Genomic DNA, 22776 nt, shown 5'->3' on the forward strand with positions numbered 1-22776 from the left:
ACCTTTTTGCAAAAAAATGACAGAAATGCCGTTACGCAAAATTTTTGCGCGAAAGCATATATAGGTTTCACTTTTATGACCTGCAAGGGCATCGCCGACCCAAAATTCCAGCCCGCCAATATTGCCCGGCGCGAGAATGAGACTAAGATGTTCGCGCCAAACCACCATACACCGCCTGCAAAATGAGAATCCCGGCCTTAAAAAAGGCCGAAAAACCACCGAGGACCCCGATGGCGACCATGCCCCACCGCAAAAAAGCCCGACCTGATTCGCAAAATGCCCCGACATTTCCCGATCAGGCGACACCGATCGAGGTGATCGACATGCATACCGGCGGCGAGCCGCTTCGGATTATTACGTCAGGCTATCCCGCCATTCCGGGCGAGGACATTCTTGCCAAACGCCGATATGCGCGTGACCATCTTGATCATCTGCGCCGGTTCTTGATGTTCGAGCCGCGTGGTCATTACGACATGTATGGCGCGATACTGGTCGAGCCCAGCCTGCCCGAGGCCGATCTGGCGGTTTTGTTCATTCATAATGAAGGTTATTCGACCATGTGCGGCCATGCGATTCTGGCACTTGGTCGTTATGCGATTGATTACGGCCTGGTCAAAGCAATCGAACCCGTCACCCCGGTCAATATCGAATGCCCGTGCGGATTGGTCCGCGCCGAGGTCGAGGTTACCAATGGCAAAACCGGCAAGGTGCGGTTTTCATCCGTACCATCCTTCATGTTTGCCAGCGATCTTGCGCTTTGCCTGCCCGATGGCAGGGCATTTAAAACCGATATCGGATATGGCGGCGCGTTTTATGCGATCCTTGATGCCGGGCAGTTTGACATGGCGATTACGCCTGACAATGTCGGCCGTCTGACCGCCCTTTCGGAACAGATTTGTCAGGCGGTGAATGACAGCATCACGCTTTCCCATCCCGATCATGATGATCTGGCATTTCTGTATGGCGCGATCCTGACCGACGGGCGCGACGCGTTCAGCCCCGAACCAACACGTAATATATGTGTATTTGCCAAAAACCAGGTCGATCGCAGCCCGACCGGATCAGGTGTGAGTGCGCGTCTTGCCATCCAGCATGCCAAGGACCTGATCAAACCCGGTCAAACGCGGCCATTTGAAAGCGTGATCGGATCAGGTTTTGAAGGATCGGTCGCCGATGTCACCAATTGCGGTCCGCACGCCGCAATCATCGCATCGGTCAGCGGCCAGGCCCATTACAGTGGCAAGGCCAGTTTCTGGTATGAGGATGGTGATGATGTCGGGCAAGGATTTATTGTCCGATAGGTCCTTGAGCCCATCTAGGCCGCAGAGCCCATCACAGCAAAAAAGGGATGCCGCATATGGCATCCCTTTTTAGTTATCGGACTCTATCTTTGCGATATCTTTGCGATATCTTGGCGAAATCTGTGCGATGATCGCCTATTCACGGGCCTTGCGCAGGCATTCCATCAGGCTGTCGGCCGAACTTTGAATGTGATCAGCAAGCAGTTCGACCGCTTCGTCGGTATTGCCGGCCTTGCAGGCTTCGAATATCTGATGATGTTCGCGTTCGGCCCGATCGGTTGCACCGGACAAGGCAAGCTGCGCCTGGGTAAAGCGCACGGTGTTGTTGCCGATCATGCGAATGATTTCGAGCGTCTTGGGACGGTTCGATGCCCGGTAAAGCCGATCATGGAATTCACGGTTAAGCTCGCCCCATCTGGCAACATCCCCCGACCGGAAGGCTTCATCATAGACCAGCAGGATGTCTTCGACCGATTTGAGATCGGCCGGGGTCAGACGCGGCACCGCATGACGGAGCAATTCGCATTCAAGGAGCTTGCGGACTTCGAACAGTTCTTCGATTTCATCAAGCGAAAGCTGGGAAACAATTGCACCCTTGTGCGGCTGAAACGTTACCAACCCTTCGGCATCAAGGCGCTGCAAAGCTTCGCGGACCGGAATACGCGATACGTTATATTCACCGGCAATGGCATCCTGTCGCAACTGGAAGCCGGCGGGGAAATCGCCCGAAAGGATACGTGCCCGAAGGTCTTCGGTCACCTGATCGGTGATGGTACGGCGGGTAAATCGCGGTGATGCGGTCATTTCAGCTCTTTATAATCTGTTACCCGAAATCATGGCGTGCGGGTCGATGTGCCGCCCAGACGGGCCAAGCCCGTCTGGTAATAGTCATAACGCTGGCCCATGCAAGTCGCAATATAATTGCATACTGTATAATTTCCCATGATCGGGCGAAATACAACAAAGGGGGCATAAAGCCCCCTTTGTCACAAACGCCATCGCAATCCGATTATTTCACAATGAAACCATGCGCATAGGGATCGCGGTCATCAATAAAGATGGTGTTATAGCCGTGCTTGCGCGCCCAGCCTTCGATGCCCGGCACCACTGCATCAAATTCGCCGACTTTGGTTTTCTCGACCACGGAAACGCGGAATTGTGACCCGATGATGCTTTCATGTACCAGCTCGTCGGCCGGATCCCACTGCCCCTTGGCGACCAATTGCGCCAGACGGGCCGAGGAGCCGGTGCCGCAAGGTGAACGGTCAATACCCTTGTCGCCATAAAACACCGCATTGCGATGGGTGCTTTCGGGTTGGGTCGGTTTGCCGGTCCACTGAATATGGGAAAGTCCCTTGATATCGGGATGGAGCGGATGAACGAAGGTGTTTTCCGCATTCAGGCGCCGGCGCAATTCCGGGCTGATGCGTTGCAGATCCCCCACGGTGAAATCGGCCATATCGCGGAAGTTTTCCTGAGGTTCGACAATCGCATAGAAATTGCCGCCATAGGCAACATCGACCTTGATCGGACCAAGATCAGGGCAATCGACCTCGATATCGGTTTTATAAAGGAAGGATGGCACATTGGTCAGCTTGACTGATTCAACATAATCGCCGACCTGCTTATATTCGGCAATCACCAGACCGGCCGGGGTTTCAAGACGCAGACGCCCCGGGGTTTTCGGTTTTACCAGACCTTCCTCGATCGCCATGGTCACAGTCCCGATGGTGCCGTGACCGCACATCGGAAGACATCCCGATGTTTCGATAAACAGCACCGCAACATCATAATCATCAGAAGTCGGGTCATAGAGGATCGAGCCCGACATGATGTCATGGCCGCGCGGCTCAAACATCAGACCCGTTCTGATCCAGTCATATTCAGCCAGAAAGTGCGCACGCTTTTCGAGCATGTTGGCACCTTCAAGTTTTGGTCCACCGCCTGCAACCAGACGAACCGGATTGCCACAGGTATGACCGTCTATGCAAAAGAAGCTGTTTTTCGCCATTATGGGGCCTGCACTCAGAAGCGATTGATACGATAGGGCGTCATGTCGATCGGCGTTTGCGATCCGGTGACAAGATCGGAAATCAAACGACCGGTGGTCGCCCCCATGGTCAGGCCAAGATGACCATGACCGAACGAGAAGAAGACATTGCGGTGTTTCGGGCTTTTGGAAATGACCGGTTTTGAATCCGGCATCGACGGCCGGAAGCCCATCCATTCGGTGCCGCCTTCGGCATTGAGTTTCGGCAGGACTTCCTTGCCCTTGGCAAACAGGGCCTTGGCACGGTCATAGTTGGGCGGGGCAATCAGCCCGCCAAGTTCGACCGCACCGCCAACGCGAATGCCCATCTCCATCGGTGTCAGGATGATACTGTCATCGGCACTGATGATGGTGCGTGACAGTTTGACATCATGATAGGGAACGGTGGTGTTATAGCCGCGCTCTGTGTCAAGCGGCACGGGCGAGCCCAGACGTTTGGCCAGCGTTTTCGACCACGCGCCGCAGGCAACCACCAGCGTGTCAAAGGTAATCTGATCGCCAGATGTGGTCATGGCCGCACGTGGTTGCCCGTCGCGATAGACGAAATCGGTGACATCTGCAGTCTGGAATTTTCCGCCGCGCTCGATGAAATGCTTATACAGACCGGTCACGATCTTGAAGGGATCAAGCACACGGCCCCAGTCTTCTTCGATCACACCACACGGGAAGATCGGCGCCAGATCAGGTTCAAGATCCATGATCTCGTCACGTGTGATATCGCGGATTTTAATGCCCTTGCGCCGGCGCAAATCAATGCCGTATTCAGCATCACGCCGGGTCTTTTCCGAGCGATAGACGCCAAGCGCGCCTTCCTTTTTAAAGACTGCGTCATTTAGGCCAGCCTCGGCAATTACCGGTTCGTAATCTTCCCAGACGCGATTAAGGATCGCGGCCAGCTCGGTACTGATCTGTTCAACCCGGCTTTTGGAGCTTGCGGCAATGAAGCGCAACAGCCAGGGCATCATTTTGGGCAAATAGGTCCAGCGGATCGAAAGCGGACCATAGGGGTCCATCAACCAGCCCGGCACATTCAGCAGCGTTCCGGGCATCGCGATCGGCGCACATTCGGAAACCGCAATCCCGCCGGCATTGCCAAAGGAAGTCCCCCTGCCCGGCTCCCCGCGATCAAGAATGGTAACGTCATAGCCCTTTTTCAAAAGAGCCAGACCGACATTCACCCCGACAATGCCAGCACCAATGACGACGGCCTTTTTGCCATCACTTGCCGGAGTATTGGTATCGGGTTTGGTATTGGTCATTTCGGGGCCTCGCCTGATGTGGTGCGCGTTTGGTTTCTTGTCGTGAAATGGTCGCCAGATGGCAGGAAACTCCCCCATGAATAGCCACGGGGGAGCTTACTGTTTCATCAAACCGACCCTGAATGCAATCACGGTTTTCGGGTGCGAGAGGTGTGATTGCGGTCGTTACAAAGGACCAGGAACGAGGCCCTTAGAGCGACGGGCGCGTGTCGATGGCTTTTTGAATGGTTGCCTTGATGGTTTCGAGTTCTTCCCCCACCAGCGGCAGGCGCGGGGCACGCACATGCGGTTTGCCAACGCCGGTCATTTCCTGTGCCAGCTTGATGTATTGCACCAGTTTGGCATGAACATCCATGTGCAGAACCGGGGTGAACCAGCGATAGATTTCAAGAGCTTCCTTGTATTTGCCCTCAGACAGCAGCTTCCACAGTGCGACCGATTCTTTCGGGAAGGCATCGGTGAAACCGGAAATCCAGCCAACCGCACCAAGAACCTGGGTTTCCATGACAAGGTCATCCATGCCACAGAACAGAACGAAACGATCACCACAGGCATTATAGATGTCGGTGATACGGCGCGGGTCGCCCGAGCTTTCCTTGATCGCGACCAGGTTTTTGACATCGGCAAGCTGATTGAATTCTTCGGGCTTGATGTCGATGCGATAGGCACCCGGGTTGTTATAGATCATGATCGGCAGCTTGGTTGCATTGGCAACCGTGCGGAAATGTTCGATATTTTCACGCGGATCGGCGGTGTAAACCATGCCCGGCAGCAGCATCAGGCCATCGGCACCGATTTTTTCGCATTCCTGGACATAGCGGATCGCAGCGCGGGTGGAGCTTTCGGCAACACCGGAAAGAACCGGAATGCGGCCCTTGGTGACTTCCACAGCAAGCTTCAGAACGGCAACTTTTTCTTCGGGATCAAGGGCGGTGTTTTCACCAACCGACCCCAGCATCACCAGACCGTCAACGCCTGCCTCGATCAGGGCTTCGATCTGTTCTGCGGTCATATCAAAATCGATAGAGCCATCTTCGTTCATCTGGGTTGCAACGGCGGGGAAAACGCCAGTCCAGTTTACCTGCATGGGAAAGTAACCTCCTGATATGGCTGGATAATTCACCTACCCCGCCATGAATGTTCAAACGGTTTGGTCATGGGACCAAATGCAATTCATGTATATTGTATACAAAATTAAAAACACAGGTGCAACGGGTTTCTTCCGCAAAAAGAAAAGGGCCCGAAATCGGGCCCTTTGGTTGGTGGTGATGTCTGCATAATATCAGGCAAAGAATGGCAATTTCTGAACCCGCGGCGGCATTGGTTCGCCGGTCACGACAGCAAGTGTTTTGGCAATGATCACGCCATCGCACAGCTCATTCTCCACCAGCTTTCTGGCGGCTTTGCCAAATTCTGCACGCTTTGCGTCATCTTCCATCAGCGTTTCGATGGCATTGGCCAATGCGTTTGCATCACGTAGCGGTACCAGAATTCCGTTTTCCTGATCGCGGACAATTTCGCGACAGCCGGGCACATCGGTTGCAACCATCGCAAGCCCGCAAGCTGCTGTTTCGAGCAATGCCTTTGGCAATCCTTCACGCCAGGACGGCAGGACAGCCAGGTCCGCATCGCGCAGAAGCGACGCAACATCGCTTCGTTTACCAAGCCATTCGACAAGCCCGTCTTTTTGCCAACTGACAAGGTCAGCCTCATTCGCACTGTCGGGATTGGCCGGATCAACATCGCCAACCAAAAGAATACGATAATCACGACCGCGGGATTTAAGCATGCGGGCCGCTTCAATCAGTTCTGCAAGCCCCTTTGACCACAACATGCGGGCCACAAAAATCGCCGTTTTGGGATGACCGGGCACCTTGTCAGACGGGGTATATGCCGAAATATCAACACCAGATCCCCGCACCAGACTGATACGGTTTTCCTTAAAACCGAGCCCCTTCATCAGAGCAAGATCATCCTGATTTTGCACGATTATATGAACAGAACCAAAGCGGGCATAAACCCGCAAAATCATCGAGACGATGGCACGAACAACCTTTGCCTTGGCCCCGCCCGAAACGAACAGAAAGCCAAGCCCGGTTACCATATTGACCGACCGCCTTGCACCAACCAGCATGCCGGCGCATACCGACAGAACAACACATTGAATGGCAACATTGACGATCACGTCCGGGTTTTCGCGGCGGATCAGACAAGCCAATGCCTTAACCGTTTTAAGCGACTTGAGCGGGCTTAGCCCGCCACGCGCAATCGGAATATTGACCACACGGAATCCTTCGGCACGCAGGGCCTCGGTCGCGGCCCCGGTATTGCAGGCAACGACAACCTCGTCACCACGCACCAATGCCGCCCGCCCCAATCCGATCCGGTGCGAGACGAAAGACCAGTCTTCAGCACAGACAATCATGGTTTTGCGGCGGGACTTGGGGTTTCTTGTCGCAAGTAGCGCTTCACGGCGCAACAGCGCCAACGACAATGACAACAGGAAGACCCCGAACCACCATGACGTCCAGAACGAGTAATTGAACAGTCCAGCAAACCAGTATGCGGCCAGCATCATGAGCGGCAAAGCCGCCGCCCTTAGCCCGTTGCAATACACATCCGTGATCGCGGTCTTTGCAATTAACAGCACCAGCGGCACAACGACAGCAAGCCCCACCAGCCCGACTTCAAGCCAGATTTCCATGAACCAGCTATGGGGATGTCCGGGCAACACAGATTGACTGGATGTTCCCGCCATTTCATCGGCACCGGGAACCCAGGGCGATGCATTGATCCCATAGCCGATCAGGGGATGATCAAAGACGTGGCTAAAGGCAAATTTCCAGATCATCTGACGGTGAATATCAACAAGCCAGGTCGGCAGATAGGTGTCAAAGCCCATCAGGCTGCTTGAATTGCTTGTCACCCCACTCAACCATGTCAGGGCAATGACGCAAATACCGGCCACTCCGACCAACACACCGATTTTAAGGACGCGGGACTTGATCAGAAGCACCGCACAAAAACCAACCGCACAGGCCGCAGCCATCATCGCTGCCACATTGGCACGACCATGCGACACCTCAAGGATCGGAAGAATGCAGATTGCCGCCAGCACCGAAACATATCGACGCAATCCCTTATGGTCGATGGCATCAATGACCAGCATCATCGCCCCAAAAATCAGGAAACTGCCAAGCGGTTTGAGGCGACGGGTGATGTCGAACGCAAAGTCCGGTTCACGCAGCGCCTTGAGCGATAATAATTCCGGATACACAAGAATGGAAAACATGCAGTAACCGACAACTGCAACCGCACCATATATACATGCATCCCACGCAAGCCTTGCTTTTGGTTCGATCAGGCGCATCAGATACCAGATACCCGCCATCATTGCGAAACGCCCGGTCCAGGTTTCAAGCGATTTTCCCGGCATGATCGAACAAGCAGCAGACACGAAAAAGGCCGCCAGTGCCGCGCAGACAAGCAAGCCAATAGGCGTCGCAATATCAGCACGCATTTTGCGCCAGGCTTCACCATGATCAGCAGACGCAAGTGCTGCAATCAGCGACAGTCCAAGCCCGATCCCCAAGGCCGTCCGCCCAAAGAAAAACAGCGGTGCAGAAAGACCAAACAGGATAGCGGCAAGGCCAAGCACAGTGTCGCGCCAATGCCGCGCCGGGACAGATTGTTGCATGATAAGCGGTTCCAAATTGAAGTCTGCCATCTTGCTAAACCTGCACCGTGCCCGCGTCAATCACGGATCGACCAACCCGGCCCGCATGTGGTTTAATATTCCCAATGATATTCAACCTGTTATCGAAAAAGGATGATCATGGCAGAGATGAAAGCCCTGTTGCGATTTCCTGGCGAGCGCAAAGTCGTCCTTGCCGACTGTCCGGTTCCAATCCCGGGTGACCATGACATCCTTGTTGAAACATGCTTTAGCGTCATCAGCCCGGGCACGGAATTCACCCAGGTGCGTCAGACAACAGCACCGCTGTGGCAAAAGGCATGGCAACGCCCCGATCTTGTTGCACTGACGTTGAAATCACTGGCAACCAGCGGTGCAAAGGCCACCGCTTCGCGCGTCACCAATCAGCTTGGCCGTCCGATGCCATTGGGATATTCGGCAATCGGGCGGATAGAACGCATTGGTGCCAAGGCGGACGGCTTTTATCTTGGTCAACGGGTGGCGATTGCCGGAATGGGCCATGCCAGCCATGCCCAATGGAACCGTGTTCCGGTCAATCTGGCCTGCCCGGTTCCCGATAGCGTCCCGGACGACAAGGCGGCCTTTGCCACCCTTTATGCCCTTGCACTGCATGGCTTGCGACAGGGGAAAACAACCATTGGCGACAAGATCGCGATTATCGGTGCGGGGCTGATCGGCCAGTTGCTTGTGCAAGCGGCCCACGCAAGCGGCACGCGCACCACGATCATCGAACCAAATCCGTTGCGCCGGCAACTTGCGCAGGAAAACGGTGCCCATGGCGGTGTCGATCATTGCCGCCACGCCCCCGACAACAGTTTTGATGCTGTTTATATCTGTGCTGCCGCGCACGGCATGCATACATTGATCGACCAGGCAGCACGCATGTGCCGGGATCGCGGCACAATCATTTGCGTTGGCGATGTCAATATCAGTGCGCGCCGCAAAACCCTTTATGACAAGGAAATCAGCATTCATCAGGTCCGCTCATACGGGCCGGGCCGCTATGACCCCGCCTATGAAGAACTGGGCCATGACTATCCGCTGGGCTATGTGCGCTGGACAATCAAACGCAATATGCAGGCTGCCCTTGATTTGATGGCGGATGGCAAACTTGATCCATCCCCCCTGATCACAAACAAGATCACCTTTGCCGATATCGCCAATCATTTCGCAAAAGGTCCGTCGCAGGATCAGTTGGCGACACTGGTAAGTTATGACATCGCATCGCAGCCGACCGAGCAAACCCCGCCAATCCCGCCAACCCCGCCAACCCCGCCAACCGATCCCCGGGCGCACTTAATCCCAAAGTCCCGTCAACCTTCCAAGCAACAACCACCAACACGCAAAGCAAGCCTCGTAACCCTTGGTCTGATCGGCACAGGAAATTACCTTGGCAGTCAGTTGGTCCCGTATCTGAAAAACTGCGGCAATGCCGATATTGTCGCATGCTGTTCCCGTGACGGGCTGTCTGCGATGGCGGTTGCGCGCAAATTTGGCAATGCCCGCGCGCTGACATCTGCCAACGAGATTTTCGAAAACCCCGCGATCAACAGCGTCATGATCGCCACCCGCCATGACAGCCACGCAGCCCTTGCCGCCGACGCACTGAAATCCGGAAAACATGTCTGGCTTGAAAAACCGGTTGCCATAACCCGCGACGAGCTTGCACTTTTGCACGATTGCCAGTCGGTAATGGCGCCTGATGCGATCTTTATGGTCGGGCATAATCGCCGCTATGCCGCCATGACCGCAAAACTGAAAGACGCCCTGCCCGACGGGCCAAAGCATTTCCGTTACCGGGTGCGCGTCACCCCGCTTGCCGATCGGCACTGGCTGAACAATCCGGAACAGGGCGGGCGCACAATTGGCGAGATCACCCATTTCATTGACCTGATCGCCTGTCTGAACCGGACCGAAATCAGTGATATCCGTTGCCAGTGGCTTGATCGCCGCGCCGGTGACAGCATCTGGACAATCCGGTTCGAGGACGGATCACAAGGTGACATCAGCTATCAGCACAGCACACGTCGCGAACCCAAGGAAATCCTTCAGATCGATGCACCGGGATTTGATGCGCAACTGACCGACTGGCGCAAACTTTCGATCAATGGACACACCGTAATGCGTACATATTTTGGCCAGGACAAAGGCCAAAGATCGGCTATTGAAACCTTTGTCGATGCCATCGCATCCGGCAGGCAGGATCGGCTGATGCCGGGCCTTGAAGATGAAATCAAACTGATGGCACTCGTGATCAATGCCGCCGGTTATTGATCAGAAGGCGCCGGCATAAAGAACAATCAACGGCAAGGTGATCATGCTGATCACGGTGGTAATCAGAATGGTCGTGGCCGACCGGTCGATACAAACATTATAACTGCCGGCAATGATCGCCACATTCGCCCCGGATGGCAGCGCGGCGACAAGGGTCAGGATGGTCAGTTGCAAGGGCTGCAGATCAAAGATGAAATGCCCGACCGAAAAGACCAGAAGCGGCTGAACAAACATCTTGGCCACCGTACAGAGCAAGCTGGCACTCAGATTGCCGCGCACCGACTGCCCGTAAAGCCCCGCACCAACCAGCAAAAGCGCAATGGTTGGTCCGGCTGTGCGGAACCGCTCAAAGGTGCCGTCGATCATTTCAGGCATCCGGATCTTAAGCAGGGATGCCAGCACACCCAGAATAATCGCGATGATGATCGGGTTTTTCAAAACCCGCAAAACGCTGCGCAGGACTTTCGGCAACCAGTGCCCGTCACCGCCACTGCGCGATCCTTCGACGATCATGATCGTCATCCCCAGAAGACTGAGCGGATGGATCGACAAAATGATCAGAACCGGCACCAGACCTTCTTCGCCATAAACGGCCTGCACCAGCGGAATGCCCAGAAGAACGATATTGGAAAACACCCCGCCCATCGCGGTCACGGCGGATTCATCTGTTCTGGCCTTAAGCCACAAACGCGCAATGACAAACACCACCGCAAAGTTCAAAAACACACCGGAATAATAGCTGCCCCACAGGCGCAAATCGAAATGCGCACTGATGTCGGATTGCGACAAAGTCTGGAACAGCATGGCCGGGATAAAGGCATTCATCGCGATTTTGGCAAGGAACGGAATACCCTGGCGGGAGATGATCTTGATATGGGTCAGCACAAAGCCGCACATGATCGTCAAAAAGACAGGACCAACTTTTCCAACGATCAGATCAAGCATATTCCCCCCGACACCCCTGTAAATCAAGGCGCGATAACAGACCCCAAATTCCATAAATCGCGCAAAAAGAAAGGACGGCATCAGCGATACCGTCCTGAAATAGTACAAAGCAATTTAAATGCTTACCAGTGTTACGGCACGAATGCCGGACAATGCAGCTATGCGCGTCAGGCCTCGGGATCGGTTTGAACCCGGCGAACCGCATCCTTCCACCCTGCCAAAAGACCATCACGGCGCGATGTTTCGATCTTCGGTTCGAAACTGGCATCCAGATGCCAGTTGGCGGAAATATGATCTAGATCGCGGTAAATCCCCGCCTGAAGACCGGCAAGATAGGCCGCACCAAGGGCCGTGGTTTCGGTGACTTCGGGCCGTTCGACCGAAATACCCAAAACGTCCGACAGCATCTGACACAGCCAGTCATTGGCAACCATGCCGCCATCAACACGCACCGCCTTGGGCGACACACCATCTGCGGCCATGGCTTCAAACAGGTCAAATGTCTGATAACAAACGCTTTCAAGCGCGGCACGGACAAATTCACGCGGGCCGGTATCACGCGTCAGGCCAAAAATCGCGCCGCGCGCATCCGGGTCCCAATAGGGTGCGCCAAGTCCGGTAAAGGCCGGGACAAGATAAACCCCGTGATTGCCATCAAGGGATTTTGCCAATCCTTCGGTTTCGGCCGCCGATTTGATGATGCCAAGACCATCGCGCAACCATTGCACCGCCGCCCCGGCGACAAAGATCGCCCCTTCGATGGCATAGCTTGTCTTGCCATTGATGCGATACCCGACCGTGGTCAAAAGACGGTGCCGGGATGTTACCGCCTCGTCCCCGGTATTAAGGATCACAAAACAGCCGGTGCCATAGGTGCTTTTGATATCGCCCGGCTCAAAGCAGCATTGGCCAAAGGCCGCCGCCTGCTGATCGCCCGCCATGCCCAGAACCGGGATTTCGGCCCCGAACAGATCGGGATCGGTTGCGCCAAAGTCGGCCGCACAATCCTCGACTTCGGGCAGCATGGTTTGCGGCACCCGGAAGATTTGGCATAGCGTATCGTCCCAGGCGTTTTCACGAATGTTAAACAGGTTGGTGCGTGCGGCATTGGTGGCATCGGTCGCATGGGATTTACCACCGGTCAAACGCCACAAAAGGAAACTGTCGACCGTGCCGAACGCAAGATCGCCCTGCTCGGCCCGTGCCCGTGCGCCTGATACATGGTCAAGGATCCAGGCAACCTTGGTGGCCGAAAAATACGGATCAATCAAAAGACCCGAACGTGCATTGACCGCATCCTCAAGCCCCGGATCACGTTTTTTCAAATCATGGCACAGCGATGCGGTGCGGCGGTCCTGCCAGACAATGGCATTGTAAATCGCCTTGCCGGTTTTGCGATCCCAGACAACGGTGGTTTCACGCTGGTTGGTGATGCCAATGGCTGCGACCTGTTTGATATCAACGCGCGCCAATGCCTCTTTGCAGACGGCAACAACCGTGTTCCACAAATCTTCGGGGTCATGTTCGACCCAGCCGCTATTGGGGAAATGTTGGGGGAATTCCTGTTGTGCGACGGAAACGGATCGGCCGTTTTCATCAAAAACAATCGCACGTGAACTTGTCGTTCCCTGATCAATGGCAAGGATGTAACGCGTATCGGTCATTTGTGTTTTCCTCCCGAGCCGGCAGTTTCCCTGCCCTCTGACCCTGCATGATGCCATGCGTTTTGCCCGTCTTTGCGACCGGGCGGTTGGCTTTATCGCTCTATTTAGAAAAAAATCGCACCAAAAAACAATTCGTTTTCGAAAATTTTTCACCGATTTTCTAGCAAAGCCCTGTTGGGCGAGAGCGTATCACACGTTGCATGCGGCAAAAATGGCCGGTTTTCGCGCGGCACGCGAATTGCAACAAATCTGGCAAGAATGAATTCCAACCGGCATCTTTTTCCCATGGAGGGCTCTTATGGGATTGTATGACACATTGCTGAGCGTCACCAAAACCGCCTATAGCGCCAAAAGTGCGGCTTCGCAGGGCATGACGATTGCCTCAAACAGTCAGCCGCTTCCTGATGACGACAAGGAAGAAAATACCGAGCTGGCCTATATCCGCGAACACGGCTTCACCACCTATGTAAAGGAAATCGAGGAACGCAAAATCGAAGAATTGCGCGCCAAAATCCTTAAAAGCATGGGGCTGGACGAAGAAGCATTGGCCAAAATGGATGCCGAAGATCGTCAGGCGGTCGAAAAAACCATCGCTGATGCCATCGAACAGCAGCTTAATGGCAACACACTTGCCAATGCGGAACTCGGTAAGAATGACGGCAAGGAATCCGAAAGCGAACGCCGCGACCGGATGCAGGCACAGATCGCCTTTAACCCGCGCATGTTTGACGTCTTTACCGAACTGCAATCGGAACTGCCGGCCGGATCGTCACAATCCATCACCGGTGAAGAAGACGATCCCCAGACGTCGGGCGCACGAAAAGATCTGTTTTCGGCCTGATCATCCCGGGCGACAGACCAGCAAATTTACAAACGAAAAGGGCGCTGCGGTTTGCAGCGCCCTTTTGCATGCGTGCCCTGTTCGGGATCAGTCGTCGATCCCGCCAATGCAGACATATTTGACTTCGAGATAATCCTCGACGCCGTATTTCGAACCCTCGCGGCCAACACCGGACTGTTTGAAACCGCCAAACGGTGCGACTTCGGTCGCCATTACGCCGACATTCACACCGACCAGACCGCTTTCAAGTCCTTCGGCCAGCTTCCAGATGCGCGAAATGTCACGCGAATAGAAATATGACGCCAGGCCAAATTCGGAATCATTGGCCATTTCCAGAACTTCGTCATCGCTGTGGAAACGGATCAGGGGCGCCATCGGGCCAAAGGTTTCCTCGCGGAAGACCGTCATGTCACGATTGGCATCGGCAATCACCGTCGGCTGGAAGAAAGACCCGCCAAGTTCATGGCGCTTGCCACCGGTCAGGATGCGGCCACCTTTGGACACAGCGTCGGCAACCTGGTTTTCAACCTTTGCCACCGCCTTCTCATTGATCAGCGGACCAATGACCACGCCGTCCTCAAAACCGTTACCGACCGGCATTTCGGCGACTTTGGCGGCATATTTTTCGGCAAATTCGTCATAGACCGCATCATGGACAAACAGACGGTTCGCACAGACACAGGTCTGACCGGCATTGCGGTATTTCGATGCAATCGCACCTTCGACCGCGGCATCGATATCGGCATCTTCACAGACGATGAACGGCGCATTGCCGCCAAGTTCAAGGCTGATTTTCTTGACCGTATCGGCACATTGACGCATCAGCAAACGCCCGACCGGGGTCGATCCGGTAAAGGTCAGTTTGCGGACTTTCGGGTTTTCGGTCATTTCCGCACCGATTTCGACCGCTTCACCGGTAACAATCGACAGCAGCCCTTTGGGAAGGCCGGCACGTTCGGCCAGGATCGCCATGGCCAGTGCGGAATAGGGCGTTTCCATTGCCGGTTTGACCACCATCGCACAGCCAACCGCCAGTGCCGGGCCCGCCTTGCGCGTGATCATTGCCGTCGGGAAGTTCCACGGCGTGATCGCAGCACAAACACCGACCGGTTCTTTCAGAACCATCACACGGCGGCCTTCGGCAAAGGTCGGGATCACATCGCCATAAACACGTTTGCCTTCTTCGGCGAACCATTGCAGGAAGCTTGACGCATAGGCGATTTCGCCTTTGGCCTCGGCAAGCGGCTTGCCCTGTTCGGCGGTCATGATGGCACCAAGATCATCCTGATTTTCCATCATCAGGTCGTACCATTTCATCAAAATGGCCGAACGTTCCTTCGCCGTGCGCTTTTTCCAAAGCTTCTGGGCCTTTTCGGCAACATTGACCGCATGGGCAACCGCATCGCGGCCAAGGACCGGCACAGTGCCAAGCACTTCACCGGTGGCCGGGTTGGTGACCTGTTCGGTTTTCCCGTCTGGGGCATCGACCCATTCCCCGCCGACATAGGCCTGCTGGGTGAAAAGTGACGGGTCTTTAAGCGATATCATTTTAGTGCCTCCGGAATTCTTTATTGGGAGCAACTCGATCGGATATCCCACATCTAGTCTGCTCCGGGATCAATGCCACATCTTCGCGAGATATTTCTGCCTTGGCAATCGCAAACAACCATGACCACGCCCTTTGCCAGAAGATTGCAACCGATCCACCATTGACCGAATCTTTTGGCAGAAAATGCGATATTTGGCCGTCTCCCCAGCCAGTTACCATCAATTTCACCGGCCGGCTTGGCGCCGCCACCTGCCTTGCAAAAACAAGGGGACGGAAACCGCTTTGCGGTTCCCGTCCCCGATTATCATCACGACTGTCCGCGAAATGCGGTCACAGTTTCACGCGATCCGTTATTCCGAAAGCGACCCGAAATATCCCGGCTGATAGTCGATTGGCAAAAAGCGATCATGCAGGGTTCGGAATGTTTCATCCGGATCGACATCGGAAAACAGGTCCGGATGGAACCATTTTGCCATTTGCTGAATGGCAACGAACTGATAGGGGCTGTTGTAAAACTGATGCCAGACGGCATGAAACGCCCCGGTTTTCTGTGCCGCGATGCCAAGATAGGCCGCCCGTGTCGGATAGAATTTCAGTTTCTGGCGAATTTCATCGCGATCCGCGCCCGGCCCGACCGGAACCCATCGCCCCCCCGGTACGTAGGCATCCCACATTGCACTGGTGATGATGATATGATCCGGGCTTGAAACAATCACCTGTTCGGCATTGATCTGACCGAATGTTCCGGGGATCAGGTCCTTGGCGATGTTATTGCCACCGGCAAACTCGACCATCGCGCCGAAATTGCTGTTGCCAAATGAGTGGCAACAATCCTCATAGAACCCGGCAGCACGGTCGATGAAAACTTTCGGACGTTGCGGGTTTTCCGCTGCCAGCCGGTCTGTGATCTTGGCGATTTCAGCTGCACGAAAATCGATAAATTCTTCGGCACGATCTTCCTTGCCAAACAGCTTGCCAAACAGGCGGATCGACGGTTCGGTATTGGTTTCCGGATCATTGCGGAAATCAACATAAACCACCGGAATATTCAATCCGCCAAGTTTTTCGATATAGGCCGCTTCTTCGACCGCGCGCTTGGTTTCAAGATTAAGAAAGACGATATCGGGCTTCTGGGCGATGGTGGTTTCAATATCAATCAGGCTTTGTTCCAATCCTTCAAAGGCCGGAATTTTGCCAAATGCCGGAAACTTTTCCAGATAGGCCTGATAGGTTGCCGGATCGGCTTCGATCAAATCCTTGCGCCAGCCAACAATATGTTCGGCCGGGTTTTCACGGTCCAGGGCGGCAATGATATAAAGTTGACGTCCTTCGCCCAAAACAGCACGCTTGACCGGTACGGTAACGTCAACCTGACGCCCGGCAATATCGGTTACGGTGATGGTTTCGGCCATCGCCGAATGATACAGGCTCATGGCTGCAATCATCGCAATGAACCACTGAACCGTCATTTTCAGCTTCATTTCAGTCTCCTGAATGTTGAACAGGCCGTGTCAGCGGGCGCATGCGCACATACCCAAATGTGCATGCAAACAACCCGACCAGATAGACAAGGCCGACAAGGAAATAGATGTTCGAAAGTCCCGCGACCTGCGCGAACCAGCCACCAAGCGCAATGCCGCAAATCGCTGACATCTGTGCCGTACTTTGTGCCAGTCCCAGAACACGCCCCTGTTGCTGATCCGGGGCAACACGCGATATCAGCGCCGTCAGAACCGGGGTCGTTGCACCCAACAAACCGCCCCAGACGAAATACATTCCGGCAAACACGAAAATCTACCCGGTCGCCCCGGCCATCAGGGTCACGATGACGCATCCACCAATGACCAGGCACATGCGTTTCAATATGTCCCGGGGGCTTCGGGCTTCGAAATAGCGTGCCCAAAACGATGCCGCGGTAACAAAGCCAAGTGCAAGCAACCCGTAACAGGCCCCGACCACCCAGTTTTCAACCTCGAAACGACCCAGCACGAATAATGAAAAGCCCGATTGGGTCACCATGCGGGCCAGAAGCAACACCCCCAATATCAGAAGGACCACGGCAATCCGGGATGGGTCAGCAGGGCGTGCTTGCCGGTTTCGTGCATTCCCCGCATCAGACAACCGGGTATCTGGCAGCCGGTGCTTTGCCGACGGCAGGAAAATCACAACCGGCAACAGACAGGCAAAACACAGAAGACCCGCCGTAAAGTTGATCCAGAAAAAGCTGGCATGATCGAGTATCACGCCCCCGACCACGGCCCCGCCAAGTGACCCGACATTGGTTGATATCTGCAAATAGGCAAAAAGCTTTGTTCTGTTGGCCGGGCTTTCGATACTGACGCCATAAGCCTGTGCTGGCGCGATATAACCCGCGCACGCTCCTTGTAAGAACCGCAAGATCAGGATCGACCAGACATCCCCGGCAAAGGCCAAAGCCATCTGGGTTGCCGCAAGCCCAAAAAGCGCGCGCAGCATCATGGATTTGTGCCCGAACCGGTCACCCATCCGCCCCCAGAATGTGCTGGTCAGCATGATGCCAACCATCGGCCCGACATAGACCGCAACACTGGCAAAGCTGAACAGATCATCAGAATTGACCAACATGCGCAAATGAACGGGCCAGAACGGCCCGCTCATTTCCATTGCCCCCATCGCAACAAGCTGGGTGACAAAAAGCAGATGGATTTGCCAGCGCGGGGCTGTCACATCAGAAGTCCGCAGTCACAGACAACAGCGCTGTGCGCGGTGCACCAAGTGACACAAACCGCCACTGGTTGACACCCGACCAGTATTTTTCATCGGTCACGTTTTGTACGGTTGCCCGCACGGTAACCGGCGTTCCATACAGTTCCGTCTTGTAACGTGCGCCAATATCAAGCGTCGTCCAATCTGGAATGGTCTGGGTATTGGCCGTATCAACAAACTGTTTGGAGGTATGGGTAACCGTGCCGCTTAGCGTCAAACCATCGACAAAGGGCGTGTCCCATTCGCCGACAAGGTTGATCTGCATTTCCGGTGTGCCGACTGGACGTTTGCCCTTGCTGCTTGCCGATACCGCCTTGGTGATTTCGGAATCAAGGAACATCACACCGCCAAGCAGACGAACATCGTTGGTCACCTGCCCGAAGACGTTAAGTTCAAGCCCGCGGTTGCGCTGTTCATTGTCAGCACGGAAGATATTGGTTGCCCCGTCGGTTTCACCGTCCGGCTGGGTAATCTGGAAGGCCGCAACGGAACCGCCAATGGTACCGAAATCAAGTTTCACACCGGCTTCGATCTGTTTGGCGACATAGGGCTCCATTGCCTCCCCGGCATTGGCCGCCGTGTTGGGGGCAATATCGCCCTGATTAAGGCCTTCGATATAGTTGGCATAAAGCGAAACCGTTTCGACCGGCTTGAACACAACACCGGCCATCGGTGAAATCACGTCATCATTATAACTGCTGCTGACTGTACCACTGCTGTAGTTATCAACAGAAATGCTTTGATGGCGCGCACCAACCGTTACCAGAACCTGATCATCCAGAAAGCCCAATGTATCGGCCAGCGCATAGCCGGTCAGTTGGGATTCAGACGTTTTCGGCTTGCTCGTCGGGGCACTGACCGCAATCGGGGCCACAGCAAGGGTCGTATAGATGTTGGCCGACGGGCTTGATGCCGCGTTGCTGATCCCCTGACGCAGTTCGTCTTCGTAACGGGTCGCTTCGAAGGTTACCTTGTGCTTGATCTCGGCTGTTTCAAATTCGGTGCGGACACCACCACTTGCCGACCAGCGATCAGTCTGGAACCGGCGATATGAAAGGCCACTATCGGTATAATCGCCCGCCGCGTTCTGAACCGTCGGCGTTCCGAACAGACGATCAAGTTCCGTGCGCCCGCCACCAAAACTGCCAAACACGGTAACATCCTTGATCAGGTCATATTCGGCCTGGATCATCCCGGAACGGTCAACCGCATCGGACCATTCCCATTCCTGGATCGGGTTGGTTGATCCGTCCGGTGCATCAGGAATGGCAAAACCGGAACTGAAGCGAAATTCACGGGCCGGTGCATTCAGGTTTTCGCGCTGATCAATCAGATCGACCGATGCCCGGAACCGATCCCCCTTATAGTCAAGGGCAAGCGCACCCAGCGATGTTTCACGCGTTTGACGGTCAAGGAAGGTATCCCCGTTGTGATAGCCCCCGTTAAAGCGCACACCGAATTCATCTTCCGCGCCGTAGCGACGGCTGAAATCGACATTGCCACCACCCTGTTCGCCACGCCCGTAATCAAGACTGACCCGGTTCAAATCCTCGTCACCGGCGCGTTTGGGAACGATATTGATGGCACCACCAACCGCACCGGTCGGCGACATACCGTTGAGAAGTGCGTTGGGACCTTTAACAACCTCGATCCGTTCGGCAAGACCCGACATCACGCGATAGGTCGGCGCAACCCCGTATGCACCGTTAAAGGATACCTCCCCCGTATTGAACAGGTTCACCCCGAACCCGCGGATCTGATAGGTGTCCAGATTGGCGGTTTCGGCATTGGGCGACCGTACGGACGGATCATATTGCAAGACATCGGCAATTGTTTCGGCCTGCTGGTCGGCAATACGTTCGGCGGTATAGCTGGTGATGCTGACCGGGGCGTCCATGATGTCGGTATTGCCAAGCATCCCCAGACGCCCGCCCGAGGCAACCTGCCCCCCGGCATAGGCAGCCGGAAGGTCGGCGTTCGCATTCATCGCCTCGACATACACCGGGTCCAGGGCGATTGATCCGTTTTCACCGGTTTCTGCACCCGTTGCCACCAGGATCAGTGACTGATTGCCGGCATCGCGATAGGCAAGACCCGTTCCACGGATCAGGATTTCAATTGCGGCCGGAACCGACATCGTGCCGCGGATTTCGCGGGCACCGTCAAGATCGGGCAGATCAACCGCATAGGCAATGCGCCAACCCGATATGTCCCCGATCCGGACCACGCCGTCGGCAATCGAATTGACCGTCAGATCAAAGTCGTAAAGTGCCTGGGCGATTTCGACCTGCTGCCCGGCCAGATCGTTTGATTGGTCCTGGGCGCTTGCGATCGTGGTGATAAAACAGCCCGACATCGCAATCGATGACGACACCAACAACCCCGAAATAAAGCCGTTCTTTTTTGATATTGCCTGTTTGGAATGCAACTTCCCGCTCCATGATGCGTCTTTTCATTCAGGCAGGTCCCCCTGCTTCTGAAAGGACAAACGTGCGGGAAGAAAAACACCTCACATCAAGATCGTCTTTTTTGCGAATTTTTCGCAATCTCAGATCAAATCCTAATAGATTACGGTTAACCAGGGCGACGTTCTGATCACTTTTGCACCAACAGCAGCCGCGACAGTTTCAAGCGATCCAACCACATCGGTGGTCGGGAAACTGCCGGAAATGGTTCGTTCGGAAACATCGCCAAGTGCGACAAGACGACCGCTCGCAAAATTGTCCAGACGCGCAACAAGATCGCCGACAGTGACATTGCGAACACTTAACCGCCCCTGCATCCAGCCGTGAATTGCTGTCGGGTCGGTCTTTTCAACGTCACCCAGCGATGCCGCTGTGCTGACCGCCACCCGGTCCCCTGCCCCCAGCAGGACACCTTGCGGGTTGTCATTGCTTGAAACCCGGACAGCACCTTCTTCGACAGCGATTTCTGTATTGCGGCTAAGGTAATCGACATTAAAGCGCGTGCCGACCACCTCGATCATTGCCGGGCCGGCATGAACCCGGAACCGGTCGCCATTGCGATGGGTTACCTCGAAAAAGGCTTGCCCGCGCAAAAGTTCCACATCCCGTCGACCGTCGGCAAAATCGGTCGCAATGGCGCTGTTGGCGGCCAGATGGACGATTGATCCGTCAGTCAGCGTGACATCCGTGACCGTTTCATTTTCAGTCACGATGTCAGCCCGGATGTTTTCGACCATATCGGGATTGAAGAAAAACACACATGCGCCAACCGCCACCGCACCGGCAACCCCGGCAAAGGCCCGGCCGGGGGAAAACCATTGTCTGACCTTGTCAAACCGGGGCTTTTCACCAGCCATTGCGGTGGACATACGACGTGCCGGTTCTTCGACCTGGGCCCACAGCACACGCATCTGGTCATATGCCAGCCGGTTGCCCGGGTCGGCATTGATCCAGGCGTCAAATTCGCCTTCCTGTGCGACAGACATGGACCCGCCAGCCCGTTTCACGTGCCAGAGTGCCGCCTCATCCTTCTGCGCGTCGGTCGGTATGTGTTGGCCTTGCATCGGTTTTACTGGTGTCCACTCATGGTCAGCGGGGATGACGCCATCCCGGTTGTGAAGTCATCTCTATAAACAATAACGAATGAGGAAGAAACATCCTCAGGACCGGGGCCGATCATTTCATTCGGGATCACGATAGGCCGCCAATCGTTCCTGACAGTGGCGCATGGTGCGTGCCAGCTGTTTTTCCACCGCACTGACCGAAATGCCGTATTTCCTGGCAAGCTTGGCGTTCGAAATGCCCTCGATACGATGCAGAAGAAACATCTCGCGTGCTTTCGGGGTCAGTTCCAGCAATGCCTGATCTAGCGCACCAAGCGCCTGACGGGATTCTGCATGATCCTGTGGCGATGATGATTCGTTCTGCCAAAGCTGCACGGGCAAAATCCCGTTCATGACATTGGCCCGTCCGGCATTGCTGCGATGATAGTCAATCACCGCATTGCGCACCGACGCATAAAGGATTTTGGTATTTTCTTCCTCGGTGCCGCGGTCACCGGCCTTCATCAGTCTGGCATAGACATCCTGCACCAGTTCGACCGCGGTTTCGCGATCACTGATCCGGCGCGTGACAATTGAAACCAACTGTCGCCGATGATCTTCAAACAGCTTTGCAAGCCTGTTTTGCCAGAACTTCATGTTCAGAACTTCATGTTCAGATGTTAACGCCATCGCATGGCATTGAATGCCCTCGCGGATTTCCCCCAAGGATTGCCTAAAGGCATCATTGCGAACCGCACCGGCGCCCCCCCGACGGCCAGCCCACGCAACCTATCAATGATGATAATAATTTGCAATTGCAAATAAACGCACCCCATTTCCTCTTGGAAATCGTAACAACCACCGGGCTTTGCGCCTTTACAGCCGCTTCTGACCTGATTTTCACTTTTTACCGATTCTGAGCATT

The 22776-nt window shown here is 54.9% G+C and carries 19 protein-coding genes; 5 read left to right on the forward strand and 14 right to left on the reverse strand.

Annotated features, from left to right (window positions below; all coding sequences use genetic code 11):
• Together CU041_RS20815 and CU041_RS13715 are read left to right on the forward strand one after the other, a co-directional pair.
• On the forward strand, positions 1-186 hold a 186-nt coding region (locus CU041_RS20815; protein ID WP_212733803.1), incomplete at its 5' end, for a hypothetical protein.
• Between the two features lie 44 nt (positions 187-230).
• Positions 231-1301: a proline racemase family protein gene (locus CU041_RS13715; RefSeq protein ID WP_233433109.1), complete on the forward strand. Its 1071-nt coding sequence runs from the start codon at positions 231-233 to the stop codon at positions 1299-1301.
• Positions 1302-1436: 135 nt separating this feature from the next.
• Here CU041_RS13715 and CU041_RS13720 read toward each other — a convergent pair whose 3' ends face one another.
• The 5 genes from CU041_RS13720 to CU041_RS13740 form a co-directional block, all read right to left on the reverse strand.
• Complete coding sequence (locus CU041_RS13720) at positions 1437-2105, reverse strand: GntR family transcriptional regulator (RefSeq protein WP_101247365.1); 669 nt, start codon at positions 2103-2105, stop codon at positions 1437-1439.
• A 205-nt stretch (positions 2106-2310) separates the two neighbouring features.
• Positions 2311-3312: a 4-hydroxyproline epimerase gene (locus CU041_RS13725; RefSeq protein WP_101247366.1), complete on the reverse strand. Its 1002-nt coding sequence runs from the start codon at positions 3310-3312 to the stop codon at positions 2311-2313.
• 14 nt (positions 3313-3326) lie between these two features.
• Positions 3327-4610 (reverse strand): NAD(P)/FAD-dependent oxidoreductase, encoded by a 1284-nt coding sequence (locus CU041_RS13730; protein WP_101247367.1) that lies wholly within the window; start codon positions 4608-4610, stop codon positions 3327-3329.
• A 190-nt stretch (positions 4611-4800) separates the two neighbouring features.
• Positions 4801-5697: a dihydrodipicolinate synthase family protein gene (locus CU041_RS13735; RefSeq protein WP_068518479.1), complete on the reverse strand. Its 897-nt coding sequence runs from the start codon at positions 5695-5697 to the stop codon at positions 4801-4803.
• Positions 5698-5892: 195 nt separating this feature from the next.
• The gene (locus CU041_RS13740; RefSeq protein ID WP_170310235.1) at positions 5893-8307 is read right to left on the reverse strand and encodes a glycosyltransferase; all 2415 of its coding nucleotides are present in this window, start codon (positions 8305-8307) and stop codon (positions 5893-5895) included.
• Between the two features lie 138 nt (positions 8308-8445).
• Between CU041_RS13740 and CU041_RS13745 the strand changes: the two genes are divergently transcribed.
• Positions 8446-10599 (forward strand): bi-domain-containing oxidoreductase, encoded by a 2154-nt coding sequence (locus tag CU041_RS13745; protein WP_170310236.1) that lies wholly within the window; start codon positions 8446-8448, stop codon positions 10597-10599.
• Here the strand turns inward: CU041_RS13745 and CU041_RS13750 are convergent, their stop codons facing one another.
• Positions 10600-11544: an AEC family transporter gene (locus CU041_RS13750; RefSeq protein ID WP_101247576.1), complete on the reverse strand. Its 945-nt coding sequence runs from the start codon at positions 11542-11544 to the stop codon at positions 10600-10602.
• Between the two features lie 167 nt (positions 11545-11711).
• Positions 11712-13208, reverse strand: coding sequence for a glycerol kinase GlpK (gene glpK, locus CU041_RS13755; protein WP_101247370.1), 1497 nt, complete (start codon positions 13206-13208; stop codon positions 11712-11714).
• Between the two features lie 55 nt (positions 13209-13263).
• On the opposite strand from glpK, the gene CU041_RS20650 reads away from it, so the two are divergent.
• On the forward strand, positions 13264-13470 hold the full coding sequence (locus CU041_RS20650) for a hypothetical protein (RefSeq protein WP_170310237.1): 207 nt from the start codon (positions 13264-13266) through the stop codon (positions 13468-13470).
• Positions 13471-13506: 36 nt separating this feature from the next.
• Positions 13507-14049, forward strand: coding sequence for a hypothetical protein (locus tag CU041_RS13760; protein WP_068517986.1), 543 nt, complete (start codon positions 13507-13509; stop codon positions 14047-14049).
• 87 nt (positions 14050-14136) lie between these two features.
• Here CU041_RS13760 and CU041_RS13765 read toward each other — a convergent pair whose 3' ends face one another.
• The 7 genes from CU041_RS13765 to CU041_RS13790 form a co-directional block, all read right to left on the reverse strand.
• Positions 14137-15597, reverse strand: a complete 1461-nt coding sequence (locus tag CU041_RS13765; protein WP_068517985.1) for an NAD-dependent succinate-semialdehyde dehydrogenase — start codon at positions 15595-15597, stop codon at positions 14137-14139.
• Between the two features lie 351 nt (positions 15598-15948).
• Positions 15949-17079 carry an ABC transporter substrate-binding protein gene (locus CU041_RS13770; protein ID WP_233433110.1) on the reverse strand — a complete coding sequence of 377 codons (1131 nt, stop codon included), beginning with the start codon at positions 17077-17079 and terminating at the stop codon, positions 15949-15951.
• Position 17080: 1 nt separating this feature from the next.
• Positions 17081-17386 (reverse strand): MFS transporter, encoded by a 306-nt coding sequence (locus CU041_RS20945; protein ID WP_233433111.1) that lies wholly within the window; start codon positions 17384-17386, stop codon positions 17081-17083.
• 6 nt (positions 17387-17392) lie between these two features.
• On the reverse strand, positions 17393-18304 hold the full coding sequence (locus CU041_RS13775; protein ID WP_233433112.1) for an MFS transporter: 912 nt from the start codon (positions 18302-18304) through the stop codon (positions 17393-17395).
• A 1-nt stretch (position 18305) separates the two neighbouring features.
• Positions 18306-20717, reverse strand: a complete 2412-nt coding sequence (locus CU041_RS13780; RefSeq protein WP_233433113.1) for a TonB-dependent receptor — start codon at positions 20715-20717, stop codon at positions 18306-18308.
• Positions 20718-20903: 186 nt separating this feature from the next.
• Complete coding sequence (locus CU041_RS13785; RefSeq protein WP_101247372.1) at positions 20904-21872, reverse strand: FecR family protein; 969 nt, start codon at positions 21870-21872, stop codon at positions 20904-20906.
• A 117-nt stretch (positions 21873-21989) separates the two neighbouring features.
• Positions 21990-22541, reverse strand: a complete 552-nt coding sequence (locus CU041_RS13790) for an RNA polymerase sigma factor (RefSeq protein ID WP_233433115.1) — start codon at positions 22539-22541, stop codon at positions 21990-21992.
• Positions 22542-22776: the final 235 nt, after the last annotated feature.

The sequence above is a fragment of the Thalassospira povalilytica genome, assembly GCF_002844235.1.
Taxonomy (GTDB): domain Bacteria; phylum Pseudomonadota; class Alphaproteobacteria; order Rhodospirillales; family Thalassospiraceae; genus Thalassospira; species Thalassospira povalilytica.